The following is a 24927-nucleotide window of genomic DNA, read 5'->3' as shown; positions in this document are numbered from 1 at the left end:
GGCACGGTCACCTGTGTCCGCTATCGAAGATCGTGTGTCCGGTGTCGACGACGGCGTGGTGGCCTACTGGCGCCGGCGGCTGGATCCGCTCGCCCAAGAGGCGGTGCTGCCCGTCGACTTCGCGTATCCGGCGCGGTCCGGCGGCGACCGGCGGACCCTGCGCCGCGCGCTCGTCCACGCGGCCGGTGAGTCCACCCTGCTGGCCGCCTACGTGGCCCTGCTGCACCGCTACGGCGGCGGGCACGACGTCACCGTCGGGGTCGAGGCGCTGCCCGTCAGGGTCGCCGTCGACGGCGGCACCGGATTCGCGGATCTTACGGAACGGGTCGCGCGGGCGTGCGACGAGGCGCGCGCCCACCGGATCGAACTCGACACGCTCATCGCACAGTTGGCCCCGGAGCCGACCCGCGGTGGGGGCGTGCTGTTCAATACGGCGTTCCACGCCGCGACCGGAACCGGTGACGCCGCGCCGGCCCCCGCTTCGGACTCCGCCCGCCCTCCGCTGGACCTCGTCCTCGAAGTCGGCCCCGAAGAGCTGAGGCTGACCTACCGTCAGGACCTCTTCACGGACGCCACCGCCCACCGCGTGGCGGACCACTACGCGACCCTGCTGGCCGACGCGCAGGCCAGGCCCGACGCCCTCGTCGGGGATCTGGACCTGCTCGGCGCCGAGGAACGCCACCGCGTCCTCCGGGAGTGGAACGACACCGCGCACGACGTCCCCTCCCGCACCTGGCCCGAGATGTTCGCCGAACAGGTGCGCCTGCGGCCGGACGCCGTCGCGCTCGTCTTCGAGGACGTCCGCCTCACCTACGCCGAACTCGACGAACGCGCCAACCGTCTGGCCCACAGCCTGATCGCACGCGGCGCCGGACCCGAACGGGTGGTGGCCCTGGCCGTCCCCCGCTCCGCCGAGCTGATCGTCGCCGAGGTCGCGGTGCTCAAGGCGGGCGCGGCCTATCTCCCCGTCGACACCGACTACCCGGCCGACCGCGTCTCGTACATGCTGGCCGACGCCTCGCCCGTCTGCCTGATCACGACCGCGGAGGTGGCCGGCGACATCCCGCCGTGCCCGGGCACGGACGTCCTGGTGCTCGACGCGCCCGGGACGAGGAGCGAGCTGGCCGCGAGCCCGGTCCACGACCCGGGGGAGCCCGACCGCGGCCCGCTGGCCGTCGCGGGTGCCGCCTACGTCATCTACACCTCCGGCTCCACCGGCCGCCCCAAGGGCGTGGTGCTCTCCCACGCCGGTGTCGCCAAACTCGTCGCCACCCAGAGCGAGCGGTTCGGGATCGGACCGCACAGCCGGGTCCTCCAGTTCGCCTCCCCGAGCTTCGACGTCGCCTTCTGGGACCTGTGCCTCGGGCTGCTCTCCGGCGGCCGCCTCGTCGTCGTGCCCACCGAACTGCGCGTCCCGGGCGCCCCGCTCGCCGACTACGCCCACGCCCACGGCATCACCTTCATGATCCTGCCGCCGGCCCTGCTCGCCGCCATGCCCGAGGACGTCGAACTGCCGCCGGCCACCCTGCTCGCCGGCACCGAACGGGTCTCACCCGAGCTCGTCGGCCGCTACGCCCGGGGCCGGATGATGTTCAACGCCTACGGCCCCACCGAGGCCACCACCAACTCCACGCTCGGCCTGTGCGACCCCGACACGCCCAGTGGCGCCGTCGTGCCCATCGGGGTTCCCGACCCGGGCACCCGCGCCTACGTCCTCGACGCGCGGCTCCGGCCCGTCCCCCCGGGTGTCACGGGCGAGCTGTACCTCGGTGGCGCCGGACTGGCCCGCGGCTATCTCGGACGGCCCGACCTGACCGCCGAACGCTTCGTCGCCGACCCCTACGGCGACCCCGGGGAGCGGCTGTACCGCACCGGTGACCTCGTGCGCTGGAAGACGGACGGACGCCTGGAGTTCCTGGGACGCGCGGACGACCAGGTGAAGATCCGCGGCTTCCGCATCGAGCCCGGCGAGATCGAGTCGGTCCTGCGCGCCCACCCCGCCGTCGACCAGGCCGCCGTCGTCATCCGCGAGGACAGGCCGGGTGACCGCAGGCTCGCCGTCTATGTCGTCCCCTCCCTCGACGCGGGACCGGGCGCCGGTGCCGACGAGCGGGTCCAGGAATGGAAGGACCTCCACGAACTCCTGTACTCCGCCGCCGGATCCGAGGGCCGACGCGAGGACACCGCGAACGACGGCGAGGACACCCCGGACCACGACGAGGACACCCCGGACCGCGACGAAAACGCGGCGGACCACGACGAGAACTCGGCAGCCCACGAAGGGAACTTGGCGGGCCTGCGCGAGAACTTCGCCGGCTGGAACAGCATGTACGACGGCCTGCCCATCCCGGTCCGGGAGCTGCGGGAGTGGCGCGACGCGACCGTCGACCGCATCCGGGAACTCGGGCCGCGCAGGATCCTGGAGATCGGCGTCGGCAGCGGCCTCCTCCTCTCCCGTCTCGCGCCCGGCTGCGAGGAGTACCGGGGCACCGACCTCTCCGAGGAAGCCGTGCGCGCCCTGCGGGCCCAGGTCGATTCCGACGCGGAACTCGCGGGACGCGTCCGGCTCGACGCCCGCCCCGCGCACGACACCACCGGCCTGCCACGCGGCCACTTCGACACCGTCGTCCTCAACTCCGTCGCCCAGTACTTCCCCGGCGCCGACTATCTCGCCGACGTGATCCGGGCCGCGGGCGAGCTGCTGGCACCCGGCGGCAGCCTGTTCGTCGGCGACGTCCGCAACGCCCGTCTGCTCAGGTGCCTGCGCGCCGCGGTGGAGACCCGCCGCGCCACCGACCCCGAGGACAAGCACGCCCTGCGCGCCGCCGTCGAGCGGTCGGTCGCCTGGGAGGGCGAACTCCTCCTCGACCCCGACTTCTTCGCCACCCTGGACGGCTTCGACGCCGACATCCGTGTCAAGCGGGGCAGCCACCACAACGAACTGACCCGGTACCGGTACGACGTCGTCCTGCGCAAGCGGTCCGACGCCCCCGCCACGACGGCCGCCCCCGCCGTCCCGCACACCGTGCCGTGGTCCGGACCGGACGGACTCGCCGCCGTCGACGCCCTGCTCGCCGACGGCCGCGCCCCGCTGCGCGTCACGGGCGTGCCCAACGCCCGCCTGGCGCGCGACCTGGCCGCCCTGGCGACCCTGGACGGCAGCAGCCACACGCCGGCACCGGCCGGCGCGCCCGACCCGGAGGCCTTCCACGCCCTCGGCGCCCGGCACGGTCTGCGCGTGGCCGTCACCTGGAACGGCGGCTCCGACGACGGTGGCCTCGACGTGCTCCTCGCCCCCTCCGGCACACCGTTCCCCGGGCCGTACGAGGTGAACGGCACCGTGCCCCGGGCCAACCGGCCGGCGCCCTTCAGGGACGTGAACTCCCTGATGAAGACACTGCGTTCGTACGTCTCTGGACAGCTCCCCGACTACATGGTCCCCGCCGCCCTCGTCCCGCTGGACCGCCTGCCGGTCACCCCGAGCGGCAAACTCGACGCGGCCGCCCTCCCCGTCCCCGACCATGCCGCCCTCAGCTCCGGACGCCGGCCCCGGGACGCGCGCGAGGAAGCGCTCTGCGCCGCCTGTGCCGAGGTGCTGGGCCTGGACTCCGTCACCGTCGACGACGACTTCTTCTCACTCGGCGGCGACAGCATCACCGCCATCCAGCTTCTCGTGCGCGCCCGCGCGGCAGGACTGCGGCTCACCTCCCGGGACGTGTTCCGGCACCGCACGATGGCCGCGCTTGCAGAGGCGGCCGCCGACCGCACCGGCCGCACCGACCGCACCGAAGGGACCGAAGACGAAGGCGCCGATCGCACCGGCGGTCCGGCCGAGGCCCCCCTGCTCGACCTGACCGAGGCCGACCGCGCGGCACTCCAGGGCGAGCATCCACTCGCCGTCGAGGCCCTGCTCCCGCTGAGCCCGCTCCAGGAGGGCTTCTACTTCCACTCCGTCGTGGACGGAGAGGCCCGCGACGCCTACGTGGTGCAGCAGGCCCTCGAACTGTCCGGGCCCGTCGACGCCGAGGCGCTGCGCCGCTCCGCCCAGCGGGTCCTGGACCGGCACGCCCCGCTGCGTTCGTGCTTCCGGTCCCTCCCCGACGGCAGGCCCGTGCAGATCGTGGCCACGGGCGTGGAACTGCCGTGGCGCGAGGTGGACCTCTCCTTCCAGGACGGCACGATCGCCGCCTCGCTGGCGGATGCCGTGGCCGCCGACGAGCGGGGCCGCCGCTTCGACCTCGCCCACCCGCCCCTGATGCGCTGCACCCTCGTCCGCCTGGCCGGGGAGAGCTGCCGCCTGCTGCTCACCTTTCATCACATCGTCGCTGACGGCTGGTCGCTGCCCGTGCTGCACCGCGAGCTGATGGCGGGCTACGGGGAGGCCCCCGCCCCGCTGCCCGAGGTCACCCCGTACGGCACGTACCTGCGCCGTCTGGCCGGCGCCGACCGGGAGGCGGCCCGTACGGCCTGGCGTGACGCGCTCGCCGGGACCGAGGAGGCGACCCGGCTCGTCGACACCCCCGCCGACGGCGGCCCGATCGAGCCCGCCCAGGTCCGTATCGAGCTGTCCGAGCGGCTCACCACACGGCTGACCACCCGCGCCCGTGAACTGGGCGTCACGCTCGGCACGGTCGTGCAGGGCGCCTGGGGTCTCCTCGTCGGCCGGCTGACCGCCCGCCAGGACGTCCTGTTCGGCACCACGGTCTCCGGCCGGGACGCCGAGGTCGAGGGCATCGAGTCGATGGTCGGTCTCTTCATCAACACCCTGCCCACCCGGCTGCGCTGGGAGCCCGCCGACACCCTCGCCGGGCTGCTCGGCCGCCTTCAGGACGAGCAGGCCCGGCTCCTGGACCACCAGCACCTCGGCCTCGCCGAGATCCAGCGCGTCGCCGGACACGCAGGCGGCGGCGAACTCTTCGACACCCTGGTCGTCTTCGAGAACTACCCGGCCGCCGGCGGCCTCGCCGACCCCACCGGCACGGTCCGGGTGACCGGACACGCCTTCCACGACACCGTCCACTATCCGCTCGCCCTCGTCGTGAAGCCGGGCCGCCGGCTCGACCTGCGGCTCAAGCACCACACCCGGCGGATCGGCACCGAGCAGGCGCGGCGCGTCGCCGACCGGCTCACCCTGGTACTGCGGGCCCTGGCCGACGACCCCGGGCAGCGCGCCGCCGACATCGGGCTGCTCACGGAGCCGGAAATGGCCGGCGCCCACCCGGCGGGCGAGTCCGTCGCCGTCCCGGACACCACCATCGCCGAAGCCTTCGAGGCCCAGGTGGCCCGTACTCCCGAGGCCGCCGCGGCGATCGACGAGGACGGGACCGTCAGCTACCGCGAACTCGGCCTGCGGGCCGACCGGGTGGCACACCTGCTGCGCGCCCGCGGCGCCGGTCCGGGCACCATCGTCGCGGTCGCCGTGCCGCGCTCGACGGACCTCCTCGTCGCCCTGCTGGGCGTGCTGAAGTCCGGCGCCGCCTACCTTCCCGTCGACATGGACTACCCGGCCGACCGGGTGACCCACATGCTGGCCGACTCCGGGACCGCCACCGTCGTCACCACCACCGGGACCGCGTCCCGGCTGCCGTCCCTGCCGGGCCTCACCCACCTGCTGGTGGACGCCCCGTCCGTGCCCGCGGCCGACGGCCCGCAGCCGCTCGTCGCGGCCGGTCCCGACGACCCGGCCTACCTGATCTACACCTCCGGCTCCACCGGCCGCCCCAAGGGTGTCGTCGTCACCCACCGCGCCATCGTCAACCGGCTCGCCTGGATGCAGGGCCAGTACGGCCTGACCGCCGACGACCGGGTGCTCCAGAAGACCCCCGCCAGCTTCGACGTCAGTGTCTGGGAGTTCTTCTGGGCGCTGTGCGAGGGGGCCTGCGTCGTCCTCGCCCGCCCCGACGGACACCGGGACCCCGCCCATCTCGCCGAACTCGTCCGCGAACGACGGGTCACCACCCTGCACTTCGTGCCCTCCATGCTGGAGGCCTTCCTCCGGTCCGAGGAGATCACCGCCGACCCGGCCTGGTCGCTCTCCCTGCGCCGCGCCTTCAGCAGCGGCGAGGCCCTGCCCGGCTCGGCCGCGGCCGAGTGGCACGCGCTCACCGGCGTACCCCTGCACAACCTGTACGGCCCCACCGAGGCCGCCGTCGACGTCACCCACCACCTCTACGACGGCACCCCCGGCACGACCGTGCCCATCGGCCGCCCGGTCTGGAACACCGGCCTGCGCGTCCTCGACGCCTGCCTGCGTCCGGTCCCCGAGGGCGTCCCCGGAGAGCTCTACCTGACCGGTGTCCAGCTCGCCCGCGGCTACCACGCCCGGCCCGCCCTCACCGCCGAGCGGTTCGTGGCCGACCCCTACGGCGGCCCCGGCGCACGGATGTACCGCACCGGCGACCTGGTGCGCCGCCGCGCCGACGGTGTCGTCGAGTACCTGGGGCGCACCGACCGTCAGGTCAAGATCCGCGGCAACCGGATCGAACTCGGGGAGATCGAGGCCGCGTTGGCACGGCACCCCGCCGTGGCCCAGGCCGCCGTCACCGTCGCGGACGGCACCCTCGTGGCCTACGCCGTCCCCGCACGCCCGGCGACCCCGGAGCCGGCCGAACTGCTCGCCCGGCTCGCAGAGTCGCTGCCCGCACCCATGGTCCCCGGCGCCTGCGTGGTCCTGGACACCCTGCCCCTGACCCCGAGCGGCAAGCTCGACCGGGCGGCGCTGCCCGCACCGAGAGCCGTCCGCGCCGAGGCGCGCGCCCCGCGCAGCGACCGCGAGCGGACCCTGACCGAGATCTTCGCGGCGGTGCTCAAACTCGACGAGGTCGGTATCGACGACGACTTCTTCATGCTCGGCGGCGACAGCATCACCTCGATCGGCGTCTCCAGCCGCGCCCGCCGGGCCGGTCTCGACGTGAACCCCCGCGACGTCTTCGAACACCGCACCCCGGCCGCCCTCGCGGCGGCCGCCCCCGGCGCCGGCCCCGCCCGTACCCCGCGCTCCGCCTTCGCCCTCACCCCCGAGGAGATCGAACGCGTCCAGCGGCTCAGCACCGGCCCGGTGGAGGACATCTGGCCGCTGGCGCCGCTCCAGGAAGGACTGTTCTTCCACTCGACCTACGACAGCGGCGCCCTGGACGTCTACACGGTCCACGAGTCCTTCGACCTCGCCGTCCCGCTCGACGCCGACCGGCTGCGCACCGCCGTCGCGGTCCTCCTGGAGCGCAACCCCGGCCTGCGGGCCGGATTCACCAGCGAAGGACTGCGCCAGCCCGTGCAGTTCATCGTCACGGACCCGCCGGTCCCGCTCGAAGAGGTCGACCTGTCGGCCCTGACCGCCGGTGAACAGGACGCCAGGCTGGTGGAGTTGACCGACGGCGAGCGCGCCCGACGGTTCGACCTGACCCGCCCGCTGCTCTTCCGCGTGATTCTCGTGCGGCTCGGTGAACAACGCGGCGACCGGCTGATCATCGGACGCCATCTGCTGCTGTGGGACGGCTGGTCCGCCTGGACCTTCCTCGACCAGCTCTTCGCCCTGTACGCGTCCGGCGGCGACCCCGGCGCCCTGCCCGCACCCGGCTCCTACCGCGACTACCTGACCTGGCTGGAGGTGCAGGACGACACCGTCGCCACCGACGCCTGGCGGACCGCGCTCGCCGGCCTCGACGAACCCACGCTGCTCGCCGCCGCCGACCAGGGACTCGAACCGGGCATCCCGGACCGCCTCGACGCCGTCCTGACGGCGGAACTCGGCGAGCGGCTGCGCGGCCAGGCGCGCCGGCACGGCCTGACCCTCAACTCGGTGCTCACCGCGGCCTGGGGCCTGACCCTGGCCGCCGCGACCGGCCGCACCGACGTCGTCTTCGGCACCACCGTGGCCGGCCGGCCCAGCGAGGTGCCGGACATCGAGCACGTCATCGGCATGTTCCTCAACACCGTGCCCGCCCGCATCGCGTACGACCCGGCCGAGTCCGTCCTCGACCTGCTGCGCCGGGTGCAGGACGAGCGGCTGACCGTGATGCCGTACGAGTACCTGGGCCTGGGCGTCCTCCAGGCCGAGACCGGCCACCGCAGGCTCTTCGACACCCTCTTCGTGCTGCGCAACAGCGACACCGAGGAGCGGCTGGCGGAACTGGCGGAGCGGCACGGGGCGACCGCCGTCGCCAACGTGGACGCCACCCACTACCCGGTCAACCTGGTCGTCACCCCGGGCCGGCGCATCCAGGTCATGCTCACCCACCGCCCCGACGTCGTGCCGCGCCCGAGGGCCCAGGCACTGCTGGACCGCTTCACCCTGCTGCTGGAACGCCTGGCCGCCGATCCGGACGCGCCCGTGGGCGGCCTCGACCCGCTGCTGCCCGACGAGCGGGCCGGGCTGGTCCGCGAACACGCCGCGAGCCGTGTCCCGGCCCCCGAGGACACCATCGCCGACCTGCTCGCCGTGCAGGCCGCCGCGACCCCCGACGCCGTGGCACTCGTCTTCGGCGACAGCACCCTGACGTACGCCGAACTGGACACCCGCGTCAACCGGACGGCCGCGCTCCTGCTGTCCCGGGGCGCGGGGCCCGAGCGGGTCGTGGCGCTCGGCCTGCCCCGTTCTCCCGACATGGTCGTCGCCCTGTTCGCCGTCCTCAGGACGGGCGCCGCCTATCTGCCGCTCGAACTGGACCACCCGGACGACCGGTTGGCGGCCATGCTCGACGACGCCCGCCCCGCCCTGATCCTTTCCACGGCCCCCGTCGCGGCGCGGTTCGCGGGCGCCGCGGCCGGAACACCCCGCGTCCTGCTCGACGATCCGTCCGTCGGAGCCGAACTTGCCTCCCTCCCGGCCGACTTCGTCCGGCGGACGTTCAGCCTGGAGCACCCCGCGTACGTCATCTACACCTCGGGCTCCACGGGACGGCCCAAGGGGGTCGTGACGCCGTACCGCGGTCTGACGAACATGCAGCTCAACCATCAGAAGGAGATCTTCACCCCGGCCATCGCCTCGGCCGGCGGACGGCGGTTGCGCATCGCGCACACCGTGTCCTTCGCCTTCGACATGTCGTGGGAGGAACTGCTCTGGCTCGTCGAGGGCCACGAGGTGCACATCTGCGACGAGGAACTGCGGCGCGACGCCGAGGCACTGGTGGCGTACTGCGAGACGCACCAGGTCGACGTCGTGAACGTGACTCCCACCTACGCCCATCTCCTCATGGAGCAGGGCCTGTTGGAGGGGCACCGCCCGCCGCTCGTCCTGCTCGGCGGCGAAGCCGTCTCCGAAGCGGTGTGGAACCGGCTCAGGGACACCGAGGGAACGTACGGCTACAACCTCTACGGCCCCACCGAGTACACGATCAACACGCTCGGCGGCGGCACGCTCGACAGCGACACCCCGACCGTCGGCCGCCCCATCCGCGGGACCCGCGCGCACATCCTGGACGCCTGGCTGCGTCCGGTGCCCGAGGGCGTGCCCGGTGAGCTGTACATCGCCGGGATCGGGCTGGCCCGCGGTTATCTCGACCGGCCGGGACTGACCGCGGAGCGCTTCGTCGCCGACCCGTTCGGCCTGCCCGGCGAACGCATGTACCGCACCGGCGACCTCGTCCGCCGCAATCCCGACGGCAACCTGGACTTCCTCGGCCGCACCGACGACCAGGTCAAGATCCGCGGCTACCGCGTGGAACCCGGCGAGATCGAGACCGCCCTCGCCCAGCACCCCGCCGTCGCCCAGGCCGCCGTCGTCGCCCGCGACGACGCGAGCGTCCCGGGCACCCGGCGCCTGATCGGATACGTCGTGCCCGCCGACCGCTCCGGCGAGGAGCGGCGCTCGACGGCCCGAGAACACGTCGGTGAGTGGCAGGACGTCTACTCCGACGAGTACGAACGGATCAGCACCGCCCTGTTCACCGAGGACTACGCGGGCTGGGACAGCAGTTACGACGGCCGGCCCATCCCCTTCGCCGAGATGAGCGAGTGGCGCGAGCGGACCGTCGAGCGCATCCGGGAGCTGAACCCGCGCCGCGTGCTGGAGATCGGCGTCGGCTCCGGGCTGCTGCTGTCGCGGCTGGCCCCCGACGCCGAGGCCTACTGGGCGACGGACTTCGCCGCCCCCGTGATCCGCAAGCTCGGCGAGGACCTGCTGCGGGACCCCGCGCTCGCCGCCAAGGTCGAACTGCGCTGCCGGCCCGCCCACGATCTCCGGGGCCTGCCCGAGGACTGGTTCGACACCGTCGTCGTCAACTCCGTCATCCAGTACTTCCCCGGCGTCGACTATCTCGCCGAGGTCGTCGAAGGGGCCATGCGGCTGCTGCGGCGCGGTGGCGCGCTGTTCGTCGGCGACGTGCGCAACCCCCGCCTCGCCCCCGCCTTCCACACCGCCGTCCAGCTCACCCGGGCGGCCGCCGACGCCGACCCCGAGGACGTACGCGGGGCGGCCGGACGCGGACTGCGGCTGGAGAAGGAACTCCTCGTCGACCCCGACTGGTTCACCACCCTCGGACACGACGTCGACCTGCGCACCAAGCGCGGCCGGCACCACAACGAACTCTCCCGGCACCGCTACGACGCCGTCCTGTACCGCGAGGGAGCCGACCCGGACGACCTGTCCGGGATTCCCGAAGTCCCCTGGTCCGCCGACCTCGTGACGCGGCTGGGCGAACAGCGGCCCGGACGGCTGCGTGTCACCGAGGTGCCCGACGCCCGCACCGCGGGGGAGCGTGCGGCACTGCGCGCCCTGGACGAGGGCCGTGTCGTCAGGCCCGACGCCGTCGGCGGGGGAGTGGACCCGGAGGACCTGCACGCCCTAGGGGCCTCCTTCGGCTACCGGGTGCTCACCACATGGTCGGCCGAACCCGGCTGCTACGAAGCCGTGTTCCTCATGGACGACGCCCCCCGGCCCGTCGTGGGGCTGTACCGGCCCGGTGGCGGCGAACCCCCGTACGCCAACGCGCCGACGGCCGCCCGTGACCGGGACACCCTGATCCGGCGGGTGCGCGAGGACCTGAAGACACGGCTGCCCGACTACATGGTGCCCGCCGCCTTCGTCGTCCTCGACCGGCTGCCGATGAACGACAACGGCAAGCTGGACGTCCGCGCGCTGCCCGAGGCCGAACCCGCCGTCGCGCCCGGCACCGGCCGCGGCCCGCGCACACCCCGCGAGGACGTGCTCTGCCGCCTCTTCGCCGAGGTGCTGGGACTGCCGGAGGTGGGCGCCGAGGACGGGTTCTTCGACCTGGGCGGCCACTCCCTGCTCGCCACCCGGCTGATCAGCCGCGCCCGCACCGAACTCGGTGCCGAGCTGGCGATCCGCGACCTGTTCGAGGCACCCACACCGGAACTGCTCGCCGCCCGCGCCGACGGCGGACGGCCCGCGCGCCCGGCCGTGACCGCGGTGGCCGGGCGGCCCGAGCGGGTCCCACTCTCCGCGGCCCAGCGCCGGCTGTGGCTGGTCGAACGGATCACCGGCGGCGGCGCCTCCTACAACTTCCCGCTGGTCTTCCGGCTGCGCGGTGCCCTCGACACGGGCGCCCTGCGCGAGGCGCTGCACGACGTGATGGCGCGGCACGAATCACTGCGCACGCTCGTCGGCGAGCACGACGGCGAGCCGTACCAGCGCGTCCTCGACGCGCCCGAGGCCGCCGTCCCGTTCACGGTGACCGACTGCTCCGAGGCCGAACTGCCCGCACTGATCGAGGCGGAGCAGCGCCGGCCCTTCGACCTGGCCGCCGAACCGCCCCTGCGGGCGGCGGTGTTCCGCCCGGCGGAGGGCGGCGGGAACGACGGCTGCGTCGTCGCGCTCGTGCTGCACCACATCGTCACCGACGAGTGGTCCGACCGTCCGTTCCTGGCCGGCCTGGACACCGCCTACCGGGCGCGGATCTCCGGCACCGCGCCGCACCTCGCGGCCCTGGCGGTGCAGTACGCCGACTACACGCTCTGGCAGACGGACCTCCTGGAACAGGTCGGTGAGCGTCAACTCGTTTACTGGACGGCGGCTTTGCGCGACCTGCCCGAGGAACTGACGCTTCCCCTGGACCGGCCGCGACCGGCGGAGCCGACCGGACTCGGCGCCACCCTGCGCCGCGAGCTGCCCCGCGAACTGGGCGAGGACCTGCGTGAGTTGTCGGCCACGACCGGCACCAGCATGTTCATGCTGTTCCAGGCCGCCGCGGCCGCGCTGCTGCACCGCCTGGGAGCGGGCGACGACATCCCCCTCGGGGCACCCATCGCCGGACGCACGGACAGCGCGCTCGACGACCTGGTCGGCTTCTTCGTCAACACCCTGGTGCTGCGTACCGATCTCTCCGGCCCCGACCTGTCGTTCCGTCAACTGCTCGCCCGGGTGAAGGAGTCGGACCTCGCGGCCTTCGAGCACCAGGACCTCCCCTTCGACCGCGTCGTCGAGGCCCTGAACCCGCCCCGCGTGGCGGGCCGCAACCCGCTGTTCCAGGTGATGCTCGGCTATCACCACCGCCCCGACGGCGACCCGGACCTGCTGGGCATGCCCACCGAGTGGTTCGACATGGACACCGGCACGGCCAAGTTCGACCTCGACCTCACCTTCGTCGACGAGGGCGCCGGCGGCCGCGTCACCCTGCTCCTGGAGTACGCCACCGATCTCGTCGACCCGGCCACCGCCGAACTCCTCGCCGAACGTCTCGTCCTGCTGCTCCGCGGCGCATCCGGCGCCCCGGACCTGCCCCTCGCGGCGATCGACCTGCTCACCGAAGCCGAACGGTCGGCCGCCGCGGGCACCTGGAACGACACCGCCCACCCGGTGGAGACCCGGTCCGTGCCCGAGATCCTGGCCGCCACGGCCGCCGCGCACCCCGGGCGGACCGCCCTGGTCACCACGGCCGGCAGCCTGACCTTCGCCGAGTTGTCCGCCCGCGTCGACGCCATCGCCGGTCTGCTCCTGCGGCACGGAGCGGGAGAGGGTGCCGTGGTGGCCCTGGCCCTGCCCCGGGACGCGATGGTGCCCGCCCTGCTCGGCGTGCTCCGCGCCGGCGCCGCCTACCTGCCCCTCGACCCCGCGTACCCGGCCCACCGGCTGGAGCACATGCTCACCGACGCGGCTCCCGTCTGCCTGCTCACCACCACCGAGCAGGCCGCCCGGCTGCCCGAACCGCCGGGCCTGCCAAGGCTGTTCCTGGACACCCCGCTCCCGGCGGCCCACCCGGTCCCGCCGCGCACCCACCACCCGCTGTCCGCCGCCTACACGATCTACACCTCCGGCTCCACCGGCACCCCCAAGGGCGTGACCGGCACCCACCGCGGACTGTCCAACCTCTTCGCCTCCCATCTGCGCGACCTGATCGCACCCGCGGTCCGCGACACCGGCCGGAGAGTCCTGCGGGCCCTGCACGCGGCCTCGTTCAGCTTCGACGGGTCCTGGGAACCCCTGCTGTGGCTGCTCGCCGGACACGAACTGCACGTCGCCGACGAGGCCACCCTGCTGGACCCGGCCCTGCTGCTCGCCACCCTGGACGAGCGGGCCCTCGACTTCGTCGACCTCACCCCGACCTATCTGCGCGAACTCCTCCACCACGGCTTCCTCGCCCCCGGCAGCCGTACGCCGGCGGTCATCGCGGTCGGCGGCGAGGCCACCTCCGCCGAGCTGTGGCGGCGCCTGGACGCCCTGCCCGGCGTCGCCGCGCACGACCTGTACGGACCCACCGAGTGCGCCGTCGACGCGTACGGCCGGCACGGCGGCGGCACCGGCCGCCCCGCCTGGGCGGCACCGCTCGACAACATCCGCGCCCACGTCCTCGACGACCGGCTGCGCCCCACGCCCGTCGGCGTCCCCGGCGAGCTGTACCTCGCCGGAGAGGGCCTGGCCCGCGGCTATCTGGGCCGTCCCGCCCTCACCGCGGAGCGCTTCGTCGCCGACCCGCACAGTCCGTCCGGCGAGCGCATGTACCGCACCGGCGACCTCGTGCGGCGCCTCACGGACGGCACCATCGCCTTCCTCGGCCGCGCGGACGAGCAGGTCAAACTGCGCGGATTCCGCATCGAGCCCGGCGAGATCGAGACCGCCACCACCGCCCACCCCTCCGTCGCCGCGACGGCCGTCGTCGTCCGTGAGGACACGCCGGGAATGCGCCGGCTCGTCGCCTACGTCGTCCCCGCCACGCCCGACGGCACGGACCCGGCGACGCTGCGCGCCCACCTCGCGGCCACCCTGCCCGAGCACATGGTCCCCGCCGCGTTCGTCCCGCTCGACGCCCTGCCCCGCACGGTCAGCGGCAAGCTGGACCGCGCCGCCCTTCCCGCCCCCGACACGACGGCGGCCCCCGGCGGACGGCTGCCGCGCACCGCCCGCGAGGAACTGCTGTGCGAGCAGTTCGCCACCGTGCTCGGCGTGGACCGCGTCGGCGTCGACGACGACTTCTTCGCCCTCGGCGGCCACTCGCTCCTCGCCATGCGCCTCGTCAGCCGGGTGCGCACCGCGCTGGACGCCGAACTGTCCCTGCGCGCGGTCTTCGACGCGCCCACCGTGGCCCGCCTCGCCGCCCTCCTGGAGGAGGCACGAACCGCCGCCCGCCCGGCCCTCACCGCCGGCCGGACCCGTCCCGAACGGCTGCCCCTCTCCTCCGCCCAGCGCCGCCTGTGGCTGCTTCACCAGGTGGACGGACCCACCCCCGCCTACAACATCCCCGCCGCCTGGAGGCTCACCGGAACCCTGGACCGCGCCGCCCTGGAAGCCGCGCTCGGCGACCTCGTCGCCCGGCACGCCACCCTGCGCACGGTCTTCCCCACCGGCCCCGACGGCCTGCCCCACCAGCACGTCCTGGAGCCCGGACAGGCACGGATCACCCTCCGCACGGAACCGGCGGACCGCCTCGCCGAGGCCGCCGCGCACCCCTTCGACCTGGCCACCGAACCCCCGCTGCGCGTCACCCTGTGCGAGACCGGCCCGGACGAGCACGTCCTGCTCCTGCTGCTCCACCACATCGCCACGGACGAGTGGTCGGACCGGCCGCTGCTCGCCGATCTCGGCACCGCCTACGCGGCCCGCGCCGCCGGCCACGCCCCGGACTGGGCCCCGCTCCCGGCGACGTACGCCGACTACACGCTCTGGCAGGAGGAACTGCTCTCCGCCGACGGCGACGAACTGCTCGCCCACTGGACCGAGCGGCTGGCCGGCCTGCCCGAGGAACTGACCCTGCCCACCGACCGGCCGCGCCCCCGCGAGTCGGGCCACGCGGGCGGCACCGTCGGCTTCACCCTCTCCCCGGCCCTCGAACGGACGCTGCGCGAGCTGGCCCGGGCCGAGGGCGCCAGCATGTTCATGGTCGTCCAGGCGGCCGTGGCCGCCCTGCTCCACCGGCTCGGCGCCGGGGACGACATCCCCCTCGGCGCTCCGGTCTCCGGACGCGGCGACGAAGGACTGGAGAACCTGGTCGGGTTCTTCGTCAACTCCCTGGTCCTGCGCACGGACCTGTCCGGTGCTCCCGGATTCGCCGAACTCCTGGGCCGGGTCCGCGAGACCGACCTCGCGGCCTACGACCACCAAGACCTGCCTTTCGAGCGGCTGGTCGAGGCTTTGAACCCGGAACGCTCCCTCGCCCGCCACCCGCTGTTCCAGGTGATGGTCGTCCACCTGGGCGAGCCGGGCGGGGTTCCGGACCTTCCGGGCCTGACGGCACGACGCGAACCCGTCGGTCCGCCGAGCGCCAAGTTCGACCTGAGCTTCGACTTCGTCGAACAGGGCGAAGGGGCGGGCGTCCAGGGCTGGATCGAGTACAGCGCCGACCTGTTCGACGAGAGCACCGTCCGGCGGATGGCGGACCGCCTCGTCCGTCTGCTGGAGCAGGTGGCCGCCGACCCCGCCCGCCCCGTTCGCGATCTCGACGTGCTCGACGAGGACGAGCGCCGCGACGTCCTCGGGCGGTGGAACGACACCGCGCACGAGGTGCCGGCCACGACCCTCGTGGAGCTGTTCCGCGCCCAGGCCTCCCGCACACCCGACGCGCTCGCCCTCGTCGCCGGTGAACAGCAGATCACCTACGGCGAGTTGGAGACCCGGGTCGAGCGGACCGCGCGGCTTCTCGCGGGGCTCGGCGCGGGACCCGAACGCACGGTCGCGGTCGCGCTGCCGCGCTCGGCGGACCTGGTCGTCGCCCTGCTCGCGGTGCAGCGCACCGGAGCCGCCTATCTCCCGATCGACGCCGAACACCCGCCGGAGCGCCGCGCGTTCATGCTCGCCGACGCCCGCCCGGTGCACCTGCTCGACGGGGCGCTGCCGGAGGGCCCCGAAGGCGAACTGCCCGCCTCCGTCGACCCGTCGAACCCGGCCTACGTCATCTACACCTCCGGCTCCACGGGCCGGCCGAAGGCCGTGCAGGTACCGCACCGGGGCATCGTCAACCGCCTCCTGTGGATGCAGGACACATACGCGCTCACGGTCACCGACCGCGTCCTGCAGAAGACCCCCGCCGGCTTCGACGTGTCCGTGTGGGAGTTCTTCTGGCCGCTGATCACCGGAGCGACCCTGGTCCTCGCCCGCCCCGACGGACACCGTGACCCGGCCTACCTCGCCGGACTGATCCGCGAACAGGCCGTCACCACGGTCCACTTCGTGCCGTCGATGCTCCGCGCCTTCCTCGACGAGCCCACCGCGCGGGACTGCACCGGTCTGCGCCGCGTCCTGTGCAGCGGCGAGGCCCTGCCCGCCGGCCTGGCCGCACGCTTCCACACCCTCCTGCCGGCCGAACTGCACAACCTGTACGGACCGACCGAGGCGTCCGTGGACGTCACGGCCGCACGGATCCTGCCCGGCGCCGACCGCGTCCCGATCGGCCGGCCGGTCTGGAACACCCGGCTGTACGTCCTGGACCAGGCGTTGCGGCCGGTACCGCCGGGCGTCGCGGGCGAGCTGTACCTCGCGGGCGTCCAGCTCGCCAGGGGCTATCTCGACCGGCCCGGTCTGACGGCCGAACGCTTCGTCGCCGACCCGTACGGTCCGCCCGGCACCCGCATGTACCGCACCGGCGACCTGGTCCGGCTGACCGGCGCCGGAGCAGTCGAATACCTCGGCCGCACCGACGACCAGGTCAAGATCCGCGGTTTCCGGGTCGAACCCGGCGAGATCGAGACCGTCCTCGCCCGGCACGAGACCGTGGCCCACGCCGCCGTCGTCGCGCGCGAACAGCGCCTCGTCGCCTATGTCGTGCCCGCCCCCGACCACACGCCCGACCCCGCCGGACTGCGCGCCCACCTGGCCACGCTGCTCCCCGACCACATGGTCCCGGCGGCCGTGGTCACCCTCGACGTCCTGCCGCTCACCGCGAACGGCAAGCTGGACCGGAAGGCCCTGCCCGCGCCCGACTTCGCGGCGGCCACCACCGCGACCCTGCCGCGCACCGCGCGCGAGGCCGAGCTGTGCGGCCTGTTCGCCGGCGTCCTCGGCCTCGAACGGGTCGGTGCCGAGGACGACTTCTTCGGCCTCGGCGGGGACAGCATCGTCGCCATGCAACTCGTCGCCCGCGCCCGCGCCGCCGGACTCGCGCTCAGCCCCCGCGACGTCTTCCGGCACAAGACGGCCGCCGCGCTGGCCGCCGTCGCCGGTGACCTGACGGACGGGGCCGGCCCCGTGCCCGACGGCGACCTGTTCACGGCGCTCACCGACGACGAGCGGGCCGAACTCTCCGGACTCGGCGCCGCCGAGACCCTGCCGCTGTCACCCCTCCAGGCGGGCCTGCTGTTCCACGCCTCCTTCGACTCCGGCGCCGACGGCCCCGACGTCTACACCGTGCAGGTCTCCTACGACCTCGACGGGCCCCTGGACGGCGGCCGGCTGCGCCACGCGGGCCAGGCCCTGCTCGACCGGCACGGCAACTTGCGGGCCGGGTTCCGCTACCTGGCCTCCGGGCGCCCCGTCGCCGTCGTACCCCGCAGCGCCGTACTGCCCTGGAGGCAGGTCGACCTGTCGGACCTGGACGACACCGCCCGCGAGGAGCGGTGGAGGCGCTGCCTCGCCCAGGAGCGGCGCAGGTTCGACCCCGCCGAGCCGCCGCTGCTGCGCCTGATGCTCGTCAAGGTCGGACCGGCGGCACACCGGCTGGTCCTGTCCCACCAGCACCTCCTCCTCGACGGCTGGTCCGTCCCGCGTCTGTTCGCCGAGCTGTCCGAGCTGTACGCGGGCCGGGAACTGCCCGCCCCGGCGCCCTACCGCGACCACCTGGCCTGGCTCGGCCGCCAGGACGCCGCCGTCTCGGCCGCCGCCTGGGCGACGGCCCTGGACGGGCTGGAGGAACCCACCCACGTCGTGGCGGCCGATCCCGACCGCACCCCGGCCGTTCCCGAGACACTGACCACACGGCTGACCCCGGAGCTGACCGAAGCCCTCACCGGCCTCGCCCGCTCGCGCGGCCTGACGCTCAACACACTGGTCCAGGGCGCCTGGAGCATCCTGCTCTCCCGGCTCACCGGACGTTCCGACGTCGTCTTCGGCGCCACCGTCTCGGGCCGGCCGCCGGAGCTGCCCGGTGTCGAATCGATGATCGGCCTGTTCATCAACACCGTGCCCGTACGGGTCAGGATCGACGAACGGGAGAGCCTCGGCGCCTTCCTCGACCGCCTCCAGGACGAGCAGTCCCGGCTGATCGCGCACCAGCACGTCGGACTGTCCGACATCCAGCGCGGCGCCGGCCTGGGCGAGTTGTTCGACACCCTCGTCGTCTTCGAGTCCTACCCGGACGCCGGGGGACCCGGCCTCGGAGCCGACGACGGGCTGCGCGCCGAGGTGCGCGACCACCAGGACGCGACGCACTACCCGTTCGCCTGGGCCGTCGAGCCCGGCGAACGGCTGACCCTCACCGCCGAGTACCGCACCGACCTGTTCGACCGGACCGCCGTCGAGCGGATCCGCGCCGCGATGGTCCGGCTCTTCGAGGCGATGACCGCCGACGCCGGACGACCGCTCGCCCGGACCGACATCCTCGGTCCCGAGGACCGTCACACCGTCCTCGTGACCTGGAACGACACCGCCCAGCCCGCCGCCCCCGGCTCACCGGCGACCGTCCCCGCCCTCTTCGAGGCACAGGCCGCCGCCGGTCCGGACGAGATCGCCGTGGTGTCGGGCCCGGTCACCTGGACGTTCGCGGAACTGAACCGGCGCGCCAACCGGCTGGCCGGACTGCTGACCGAGCACGGCGCAGGACCCGAGCGGATCGTCGCCCTGTCGCTGCCGCGCACCGCGGACTTCATGGCCGCCGTTCTCGCGGTGATGAAGGCGGGCGCCGCCTACCTCCCCATCGACGCCGACCTGCCCGCCGAACGCGTCCTCACCCTGCTCGACGACGCCCGGCCCCGGCTCGTCCTGACCACCGAGGCCCTGGCCGACCGCCTCCCGGACAGCGACGTACCGCTGCTGATCCTGGACTCGGCCGAGACCGCCGAACGCCTGGCCGGCCAGTCGGCCGACAACCGGGAGACCGGACCCGACCCGGACCACCCGGCCTACGTCATCCACACCTCCGGATCGTCCGGCCGCCCCAAGGGGGTCGTGGTCTGCCACCGCGGTGTGGTCAACCTCTTCCACAGCCACCGGCGCATGCTCCACGACCTCGCCAAGCGCACCACCGGCCGGCGCCGCCTGCGCGTCGGACACGCCTGGTCGTTCTCCTTCGACGCCTCCTGGCAGCCCCAGTTGTGGCTCCTCGACGGGCACGCCCTGCACATCCTGGACGACGAGACCCGCCGCGACCCGGACCTCACGGCCGAGGCGATCCGGACCGAGGGGCTGGACTTCATCGAGGTCACGCCCTCCTTCCTCGCCCAGATGGCCGACACCGGACTCATCAGCGACGGAGCCTGCCCGCTCGCCGTGGTCGGCGTGGGCGGCGAGGCCGTGCCGGACGCCCTGTGGAACGAACTGGCGGCTCTGGAGTCCACCGCCGCCTTCAACCTCTACGGGCCCACCGAGGCCACGGTCGACGCGCTCGCCGCCCGCGTCGGCGAGAGCGCGCGGCCCCTGGTCGGCCGCCCGGTCGGCAACACCCGCGCCTATGTGCTCGACGCGGCCCTGCGGCCCGTACCGCCCGGCGTGACAGGGGAGCTGTACCTCGCGGGAGAGGGACTGGCCCGGGGCTACCTCGGCCGGCCCGACCTGACCGCCGAGCGGTTCGTCGCCGACCCGTACGGCGCTCCCGGCACCCGGATGTACCGCACCGGCGACCTCGCCCGCTGGACCGAGGACGGCAGGATCGACTATCTCGGACGGGCCGACGACCAGGTCAAGATCCGCGGTTTCCGCGTCGAACTCGCCGAGGTCGAGGCGGTGCTCGACCGCCACGAGGACGTGGGCCAGGTCGTCGTGGTCGCCCGCGAGGACCGGCCGAGGGTCAGGCAACTGGCCGCGTACGTCGTCCCCGCCGAGGGCGCCCGCCGTCCCGAACCCGAGGCACTGCGCGCCCACGCGGCCGCCGTCCTGCCCGACTACATGGTCCCGGCCGCCGTGACCGTCCTGGACGAACTGCCCCTGCTCTCCAACGGCAAGCTCGACCGCAAGGCCCTCCCCGCCCCCGAGTTCACCCCCGCCACGGGCGGCCGGGAGCCCGCGAACGACCGGGAACGCACCCTGTGCGCCCAGTTCGCCGACGTCCTCGGACTGCCCCGGATCGGCGCCGACGACGACTTCTTCGCCCTCGGCGGCGACAGCATCGTCGCCATGCAGCTCGTCGGCCGGGCGCGCACGGCCGGACTGCGGGTCACCCCGCGGCAGGTCTTCCGGCACCGCACGGTCGCCGCGCTCGCCGCCGTGGCCGTCGAACTCGGCGCGGACGCCACGCGCCCGGCACACGACGACGGCTCCGGCACCGTGCCGCCGACCCCGATCATGCACGCCCTGCGCGAACTCGGCGGACCGATCGCCGGCTACCACCAGGTGGCCTTCGTCCAGACCCCTGCCGCCCTCGACCGGACCGCGCTGCGCACCGTGCTCCAGGCCGTCGCCGACCGGCACGACCTGCTCCGGGCACGCCTGGAGCGGACCGGCAGGGCGGGAGACGAGCGATGGGCGCTGCAGGTGCCGCCGCCGGGCACCGTGGACGTGGCCGCGTGGCTGCGGCGGGTCGACGTCAGGGGCGCGGACGACACCGCGCTGCGCGCCGCCGTCGGCGAGCACGCCCGCGCGGCGCAGGACCGCCTCGACCCGGACGCCGGACGCATGGTCCAGGCCGTCTGGTTCGACGCGGGCCACGGGACACCCGGACGTCTGCTCCTGCTCGTCCACCACCTCGTCGTCGACGGCGTGTCCTGGCGCGTCCTGCTGCCCGACCTCGCCGCCGCCTGGCAGGACGTGTCCGCGGGACGCACGCCGGACCTCGCCCCGGTCGACCTGTCGTTCCGCCGCTGGTCGCGCCGGCTGGCCGAGCGCGCCACCGATCCGGTCCGCGAGGACGAACTGCCCCTGTGGACCGCGATCCTGGCCGACGCGCCCGCCCTCCCCGCCCTCCGCGCGCTCGACAGCCGCCTCGATGTCACGGCGACCTCGCGGAGCCTGTCCCGCACCCTGCCCGCCGATGTCACGGAGCCGCTGCTCGGCCGGCTGCCCAGCGTCCTCGGGGCGACCGTCAACGACGTCCTCCTGACGGCCCTGGCCCTGGCCTTCGCCGACTGGCGCGGGCGACGGGGCGGGGGAGCGGACACCGAGGGCGGCGTCCTGGTCGACCTGGAGGGCCACGGCCGCGAGGAGGAACTCGCGGGCGACGCCGATCTGTCGCGCACGGTCGGCTGGTTCACCAGCGTCGTGCCCGTACGCCTCGACCCCGGAAGGATCGACCTGGCCGACGCCTTCGCGGGCGGACCGGCGCTGGACACGGCGCTGACCCGGGTACGCGAGCACCTGGCCGCCCTCCCCGCGGCGGGCGTCGGCCACGGCCTGCTGCGCCACCTCAATCCGGTCACCGGCCCGCTGCTCGCCCGACTCGGCGGCCCCCAGGTCGAGTTCAACTACATGGGCCGTTTCGGGGTGCCCGAGGCCACCGACTGGTCGTACGCTCCCGAGGACGACGCCGCCGACCTCGACGGCGACCCGGGAATGCCGCTCAGCCACGCCCTGACCGTCAACGCCCTGACCGAGGACCGGCCCGCCGGTCCCGAACTGTCCGCCCACTGGACCTTCGCCCCCGGTGTCCTTCCCGAGGAGTCGGTCCAGGACCTGGCGGACACCTGGTTCCGCGCGCTGTGCGCCCTGGTCGCCCGGGCCGAGTCCCCGGACGCCGGCCCGCGGAACCCCGGCACGGAGTCACCCTGACCCTCCGTTCTCCCCGCAGCACCTGACCCCGACGCCCGCATCGCACCGCCCGACCGAGAGGAACGCCAGATGACCAACCCGTTCGAGAACCCCGACGGCCTCTACCGTGTGCTCGTCAACGACGAGGGCCAGTACAGCCTGTGGCCGGACTTCGTCGACGTGCCCGCCGGCTGGACGGTCGTGCACGGGCCGGGCCCGCGTCGGCAGTGCCTGGACCACATCGAGAGCAACTGGACCGACATGCGGCCCACGAGCCTGGTGGAGAGCATGCGGCGGACGGGCTGACCCGGACGATGCTCTGCACGCGACTGACGAACGCGCGCTTCCTCACCATGGACCCCGACCGCCCCGTCGCCCGTGAACTCGGCATCTGGCGGGGCCGGATCGTGGGCCTGGACGAGGAGATCGCCGCGCTGCCCGCCCGCAGGGTGGTGGATCTCCAGGGCGCCACCGTGCTGCCCGGGTTCATCGACGCCCATGTCCACCTGGCCTGGACCGGGTTGAAGGCCGCCACGCCGAGCGTCGCCTCCCGCGGCACCGTGGACGACGTGCTCGCCCTCGTCGCGGACATCGCGGCGACGGCCCCGGAGGACGGCTGGGTCAGCCTCGCCGGATACGACCAGCGACCGCTGGGGCGTCATCTGACCGCCGTCGAACTGGACAAGGCGAGCGGCGGACGCAAGGTCTTCCTGATGCACGACTCCGGGCACGGCTGCGTGGTCAGCACCGCGGTCCTGGAACTCCTGCCTTCCGGACTCCCCCACGAGGAGGGGTTCCTGGCCGAGGGGGCGATGGGTGTAGCCCGCGCGCTGCGGCTCCCGCACGCCCAGGAGGACCTCGCCGACGCCATCGCCCACGCCGCCGGACAGTGCCTGGCGGAAGGGGTGACCGCCTGCGCGGAGGCGGGGATCGCGGGTGCCCTCTTCGGTCACAGCCCGGTCGAACTCGGCGCCTACCAACTCGCCCGTGAGACCGGCAGGCTGCCGCTGCGGGTCCAGCTGATGGTGGCGGCCGACCGGCTGCGCCCCGTCACCGCGCACCGCTCCGACGGCATCCCCCGCGCCCTCGACCTCGGCCTGCGCACCGGGTTCGGCGACGAGTGGCTGTCCGTGGGAGCGCTCAAGATCTATACCGACGGCGGCATGATGGCGCGCACGGCCGCGCTCAGCGGTCCCTACGAAGGACTCGACCACGCCGGCCAGTTGCAGGACGACCCGGAAGCGCTCGCCGAGACCGTCGTCGCCGGCCATCTCGCCGGATGGCAGCTCGCCGTCCACGCGATCGGCGACCGCGCGGTCGACGTGGCACTGGACGCCCTCGAACGGGCCCAGCGTCTTCGGCCGCGCCCGGACGCGCGGCACCGGATCGAGCACGCGGGGCTGGTCCGCCCGGACCAACTGGCCCGCTTCGCGCGACTCGGCGTGATCGCCGTCGTCCAGCCCAACTTCCTCCGCTCCTTCGGCGACGACTACGCGGCGATCATGGGAGAACGGCGCGCTCCCTGGCTGTACCGCGGGAAGGGTTTCCTGCGGCACGGCATCACGCTCGTGGGCAGCTCCGACCGGCCCGTCACGGACGGATCGCCGCTGCGTGCCGTCCAGTTCATGGTGGAGCGGGCCTCGTCGACGGGCCGGACGATCGGACCGGACGAGGGCGTCACGGTGGAGGAGGCGCTGCGCGCGTACACCGTGGGAGGGGCCTTCGCCTGCGGCTGGGAGGACAGCCTGGGAAGCCTCAGCCCCGGCAAGTACGCCGACCTGGCGGTGCTTTCCGACGACCCGACGACGGTGGAGACCTCGCGGATCGGCGACATCGACGTGGTCGCGACATTCGTCGGGGGCCAGGAGACAGAGGAGGCGGCACGGTGAGCGCTCGGACGGACGGCACCGATTCGCGTACGGAACCGGAAGCGGCGTCCCCGGACCCGCTCCGCTGGGTCATCTGGAACTCCCCGGCCGGGGTGACGGTGTTCGACCGTGACATCAACGGCCCGCTGCTCCTGGACGACGAGTCGGCCCTGGACGAGGTGCTGATCAGGATGCGGGCGGCGGGCGTCCCGGAGAGCGACGACTACCCGGGACCCCCCTGCTCCTGAGGCGCCGCCGGGCCCGATCGACAGCAGGTCCCGGCTCTGCCAGGGTGAACCGATGCGGATACCCAGGCAGGCAGCGAGAGTCGCGGTGCTGGACCCGGCGGGCGCCGTCTTCATGTTCCGGTACGACAACGTGGAGGTCGGCGTCCACTGGGCGCTGCCCGGCGGCGGAATGGACCCGGGGGAGACCCCGCTCCAGGCCGCCGTGCGCGAGGTGCGGGAGGAGACCGGCTGGACGGACATCGAACCCGGCGGCACGGCGCTGTGCTTCTGGGAACACGACTTCACCAGAGCCGGTGTCCCCGTGCGCCAGTACGAGCACATCTTCCTCGCGTACGGCCCCCACCGGCAGCCGGGCGGCGAGCTGGGCGCCTCGCAGGCGGCGGAGGGCATCCTCGGCGGGAGATGGTGGTCGCCGGGCGACCTCACGGACACGGCCGAGACACTGTGGCCGCCCCGGCTTCCCGAACTGCTCGCCGCCGTACGACGGGACGGCCCACCCACGACACCGGTCGATCTCGGCTTCATGCCCAACGGCCGCCCGGGGCCCCTCTGAACCCTCGGAGAGCCGGTCAAGGGCCGGGTGGCGCAGAGCAAT

The 24927-nt window shown here is 74.0% G+C and carries 5 protein-coding genes; all 5 read left to right on the top strand.

Translation table 11 applies throughout. From position 1 onward, the window contains the following. Positions 1-34 precede the first annotated feature (34 nt). The 5 genes from ACFYYF_RS14460 to ACFYYF_RS14440 all read left to right on the top strand — a co-directional run bounded on the left by ACFYYF_RS14460 (position 35) and on the right by ACFYYF_RS14440 (position 24885). A complete protein-coding gene (locus tag ACFYYF_RS14460) occupies positions 35-22237 on the top strand; it encodes a non-ribosomal peptide synthase/polyketide synthase (RefSeq protein ID WP_388775265.1) in 22203 nt (7400 codons plus the stop codon). A 69-nt stretch (positions 22238-22306) separates the two neighbouring features. Continuing rightward, positions 22307-22522 (top strand): MbtH family protein, encoded by a 216-nt coding sequence (locus ACFYYF_RS14455; protein WP_388775262.1) that lies wholly within the window; start codon positions 22307-22309, stop codon positions 22520-22522. A gap of 8 nt (positions 22523-22530) precedes the next feature. Beyond that, positions 22531-24105: an amidohydrolase gene (locus ACFYYF_RS14450; protein WP_388775259.1), complete on the top strand. Its 1575-nt coding sequence runs from the start codon at positions 22531-22533 to the stop codon at positions 24103-24105. Further along, positions 24102-24332 carry a hypothetical protein gene (locus tag ACFYYF_RS14445; protein WP_388775256.1) on the top strand — a complete coding sequence of 77 codons (231 nt, stop codon included), beginning with the start codon at positions 24102-24104 and terminating at the stop codon, positions 24330-24332. The genes ACFYYF_RS14450 and ACFYYF_RS14445 overlap by 4 nt, the downstream gene beginning before the upstream one ends. A gap of 52 nt (positions 24333-24384) precedes the next feature. Further along, positions 24385-24885 carry an NUDIX hydrolase gene (locus ACFYYF_RS14440; protein WP_388775254.1) on the top strand — a complete coding sequence of 167 codons (501 nt, stop codon included), beginning with the start codon at positions 24385-24387 and terminating at the stop codon, positions 24883-24885. The last annotated feature ends 42 nt before the right edge of the window (positions 24886-24927 follow it).

Origin of the sequence: Streptomyces sp. NPDC001914 (assembly GCF_042891215.1) — a bacterium.
Classification (GTDB): domain Bacteria; phylum Actinomycetota; class Actinomycetes; order Streptomycetales; family Streptomycetaceae; genus Streptomyces.
Note: the sequence above shows the minus strand (reverse complement) of the source record. Positions and strands in the feature narration are given on the sequence as shown.

What these genes read in the sequence shown, in the direction of transcription:
- ACFYYF_RS14440 (WP_388775254.1), top strand. Translation starts at nt 24,385, where the DNA reads ATGCGGATACCCAGGCAGGCAGCGAGAGTCGCGGTGCTGGACCCGGCG.
- ACFYYF_RS14455 (WP_388775262.1), top strand. Translation starts at nt 22,307, where the DNA reads ATGACCAACCCGTTCGAGAACCCCGACGGCCTCTACCGTGTGCTCGTC.
- ACFYYF_RS14450 (WP_388775259.1), top strand. Translation starts at nt 22,531, where the DNA reads ATGCTCTGCACGCGACTGACGAACGCGCGCTTCCTCACCATGGACCCC.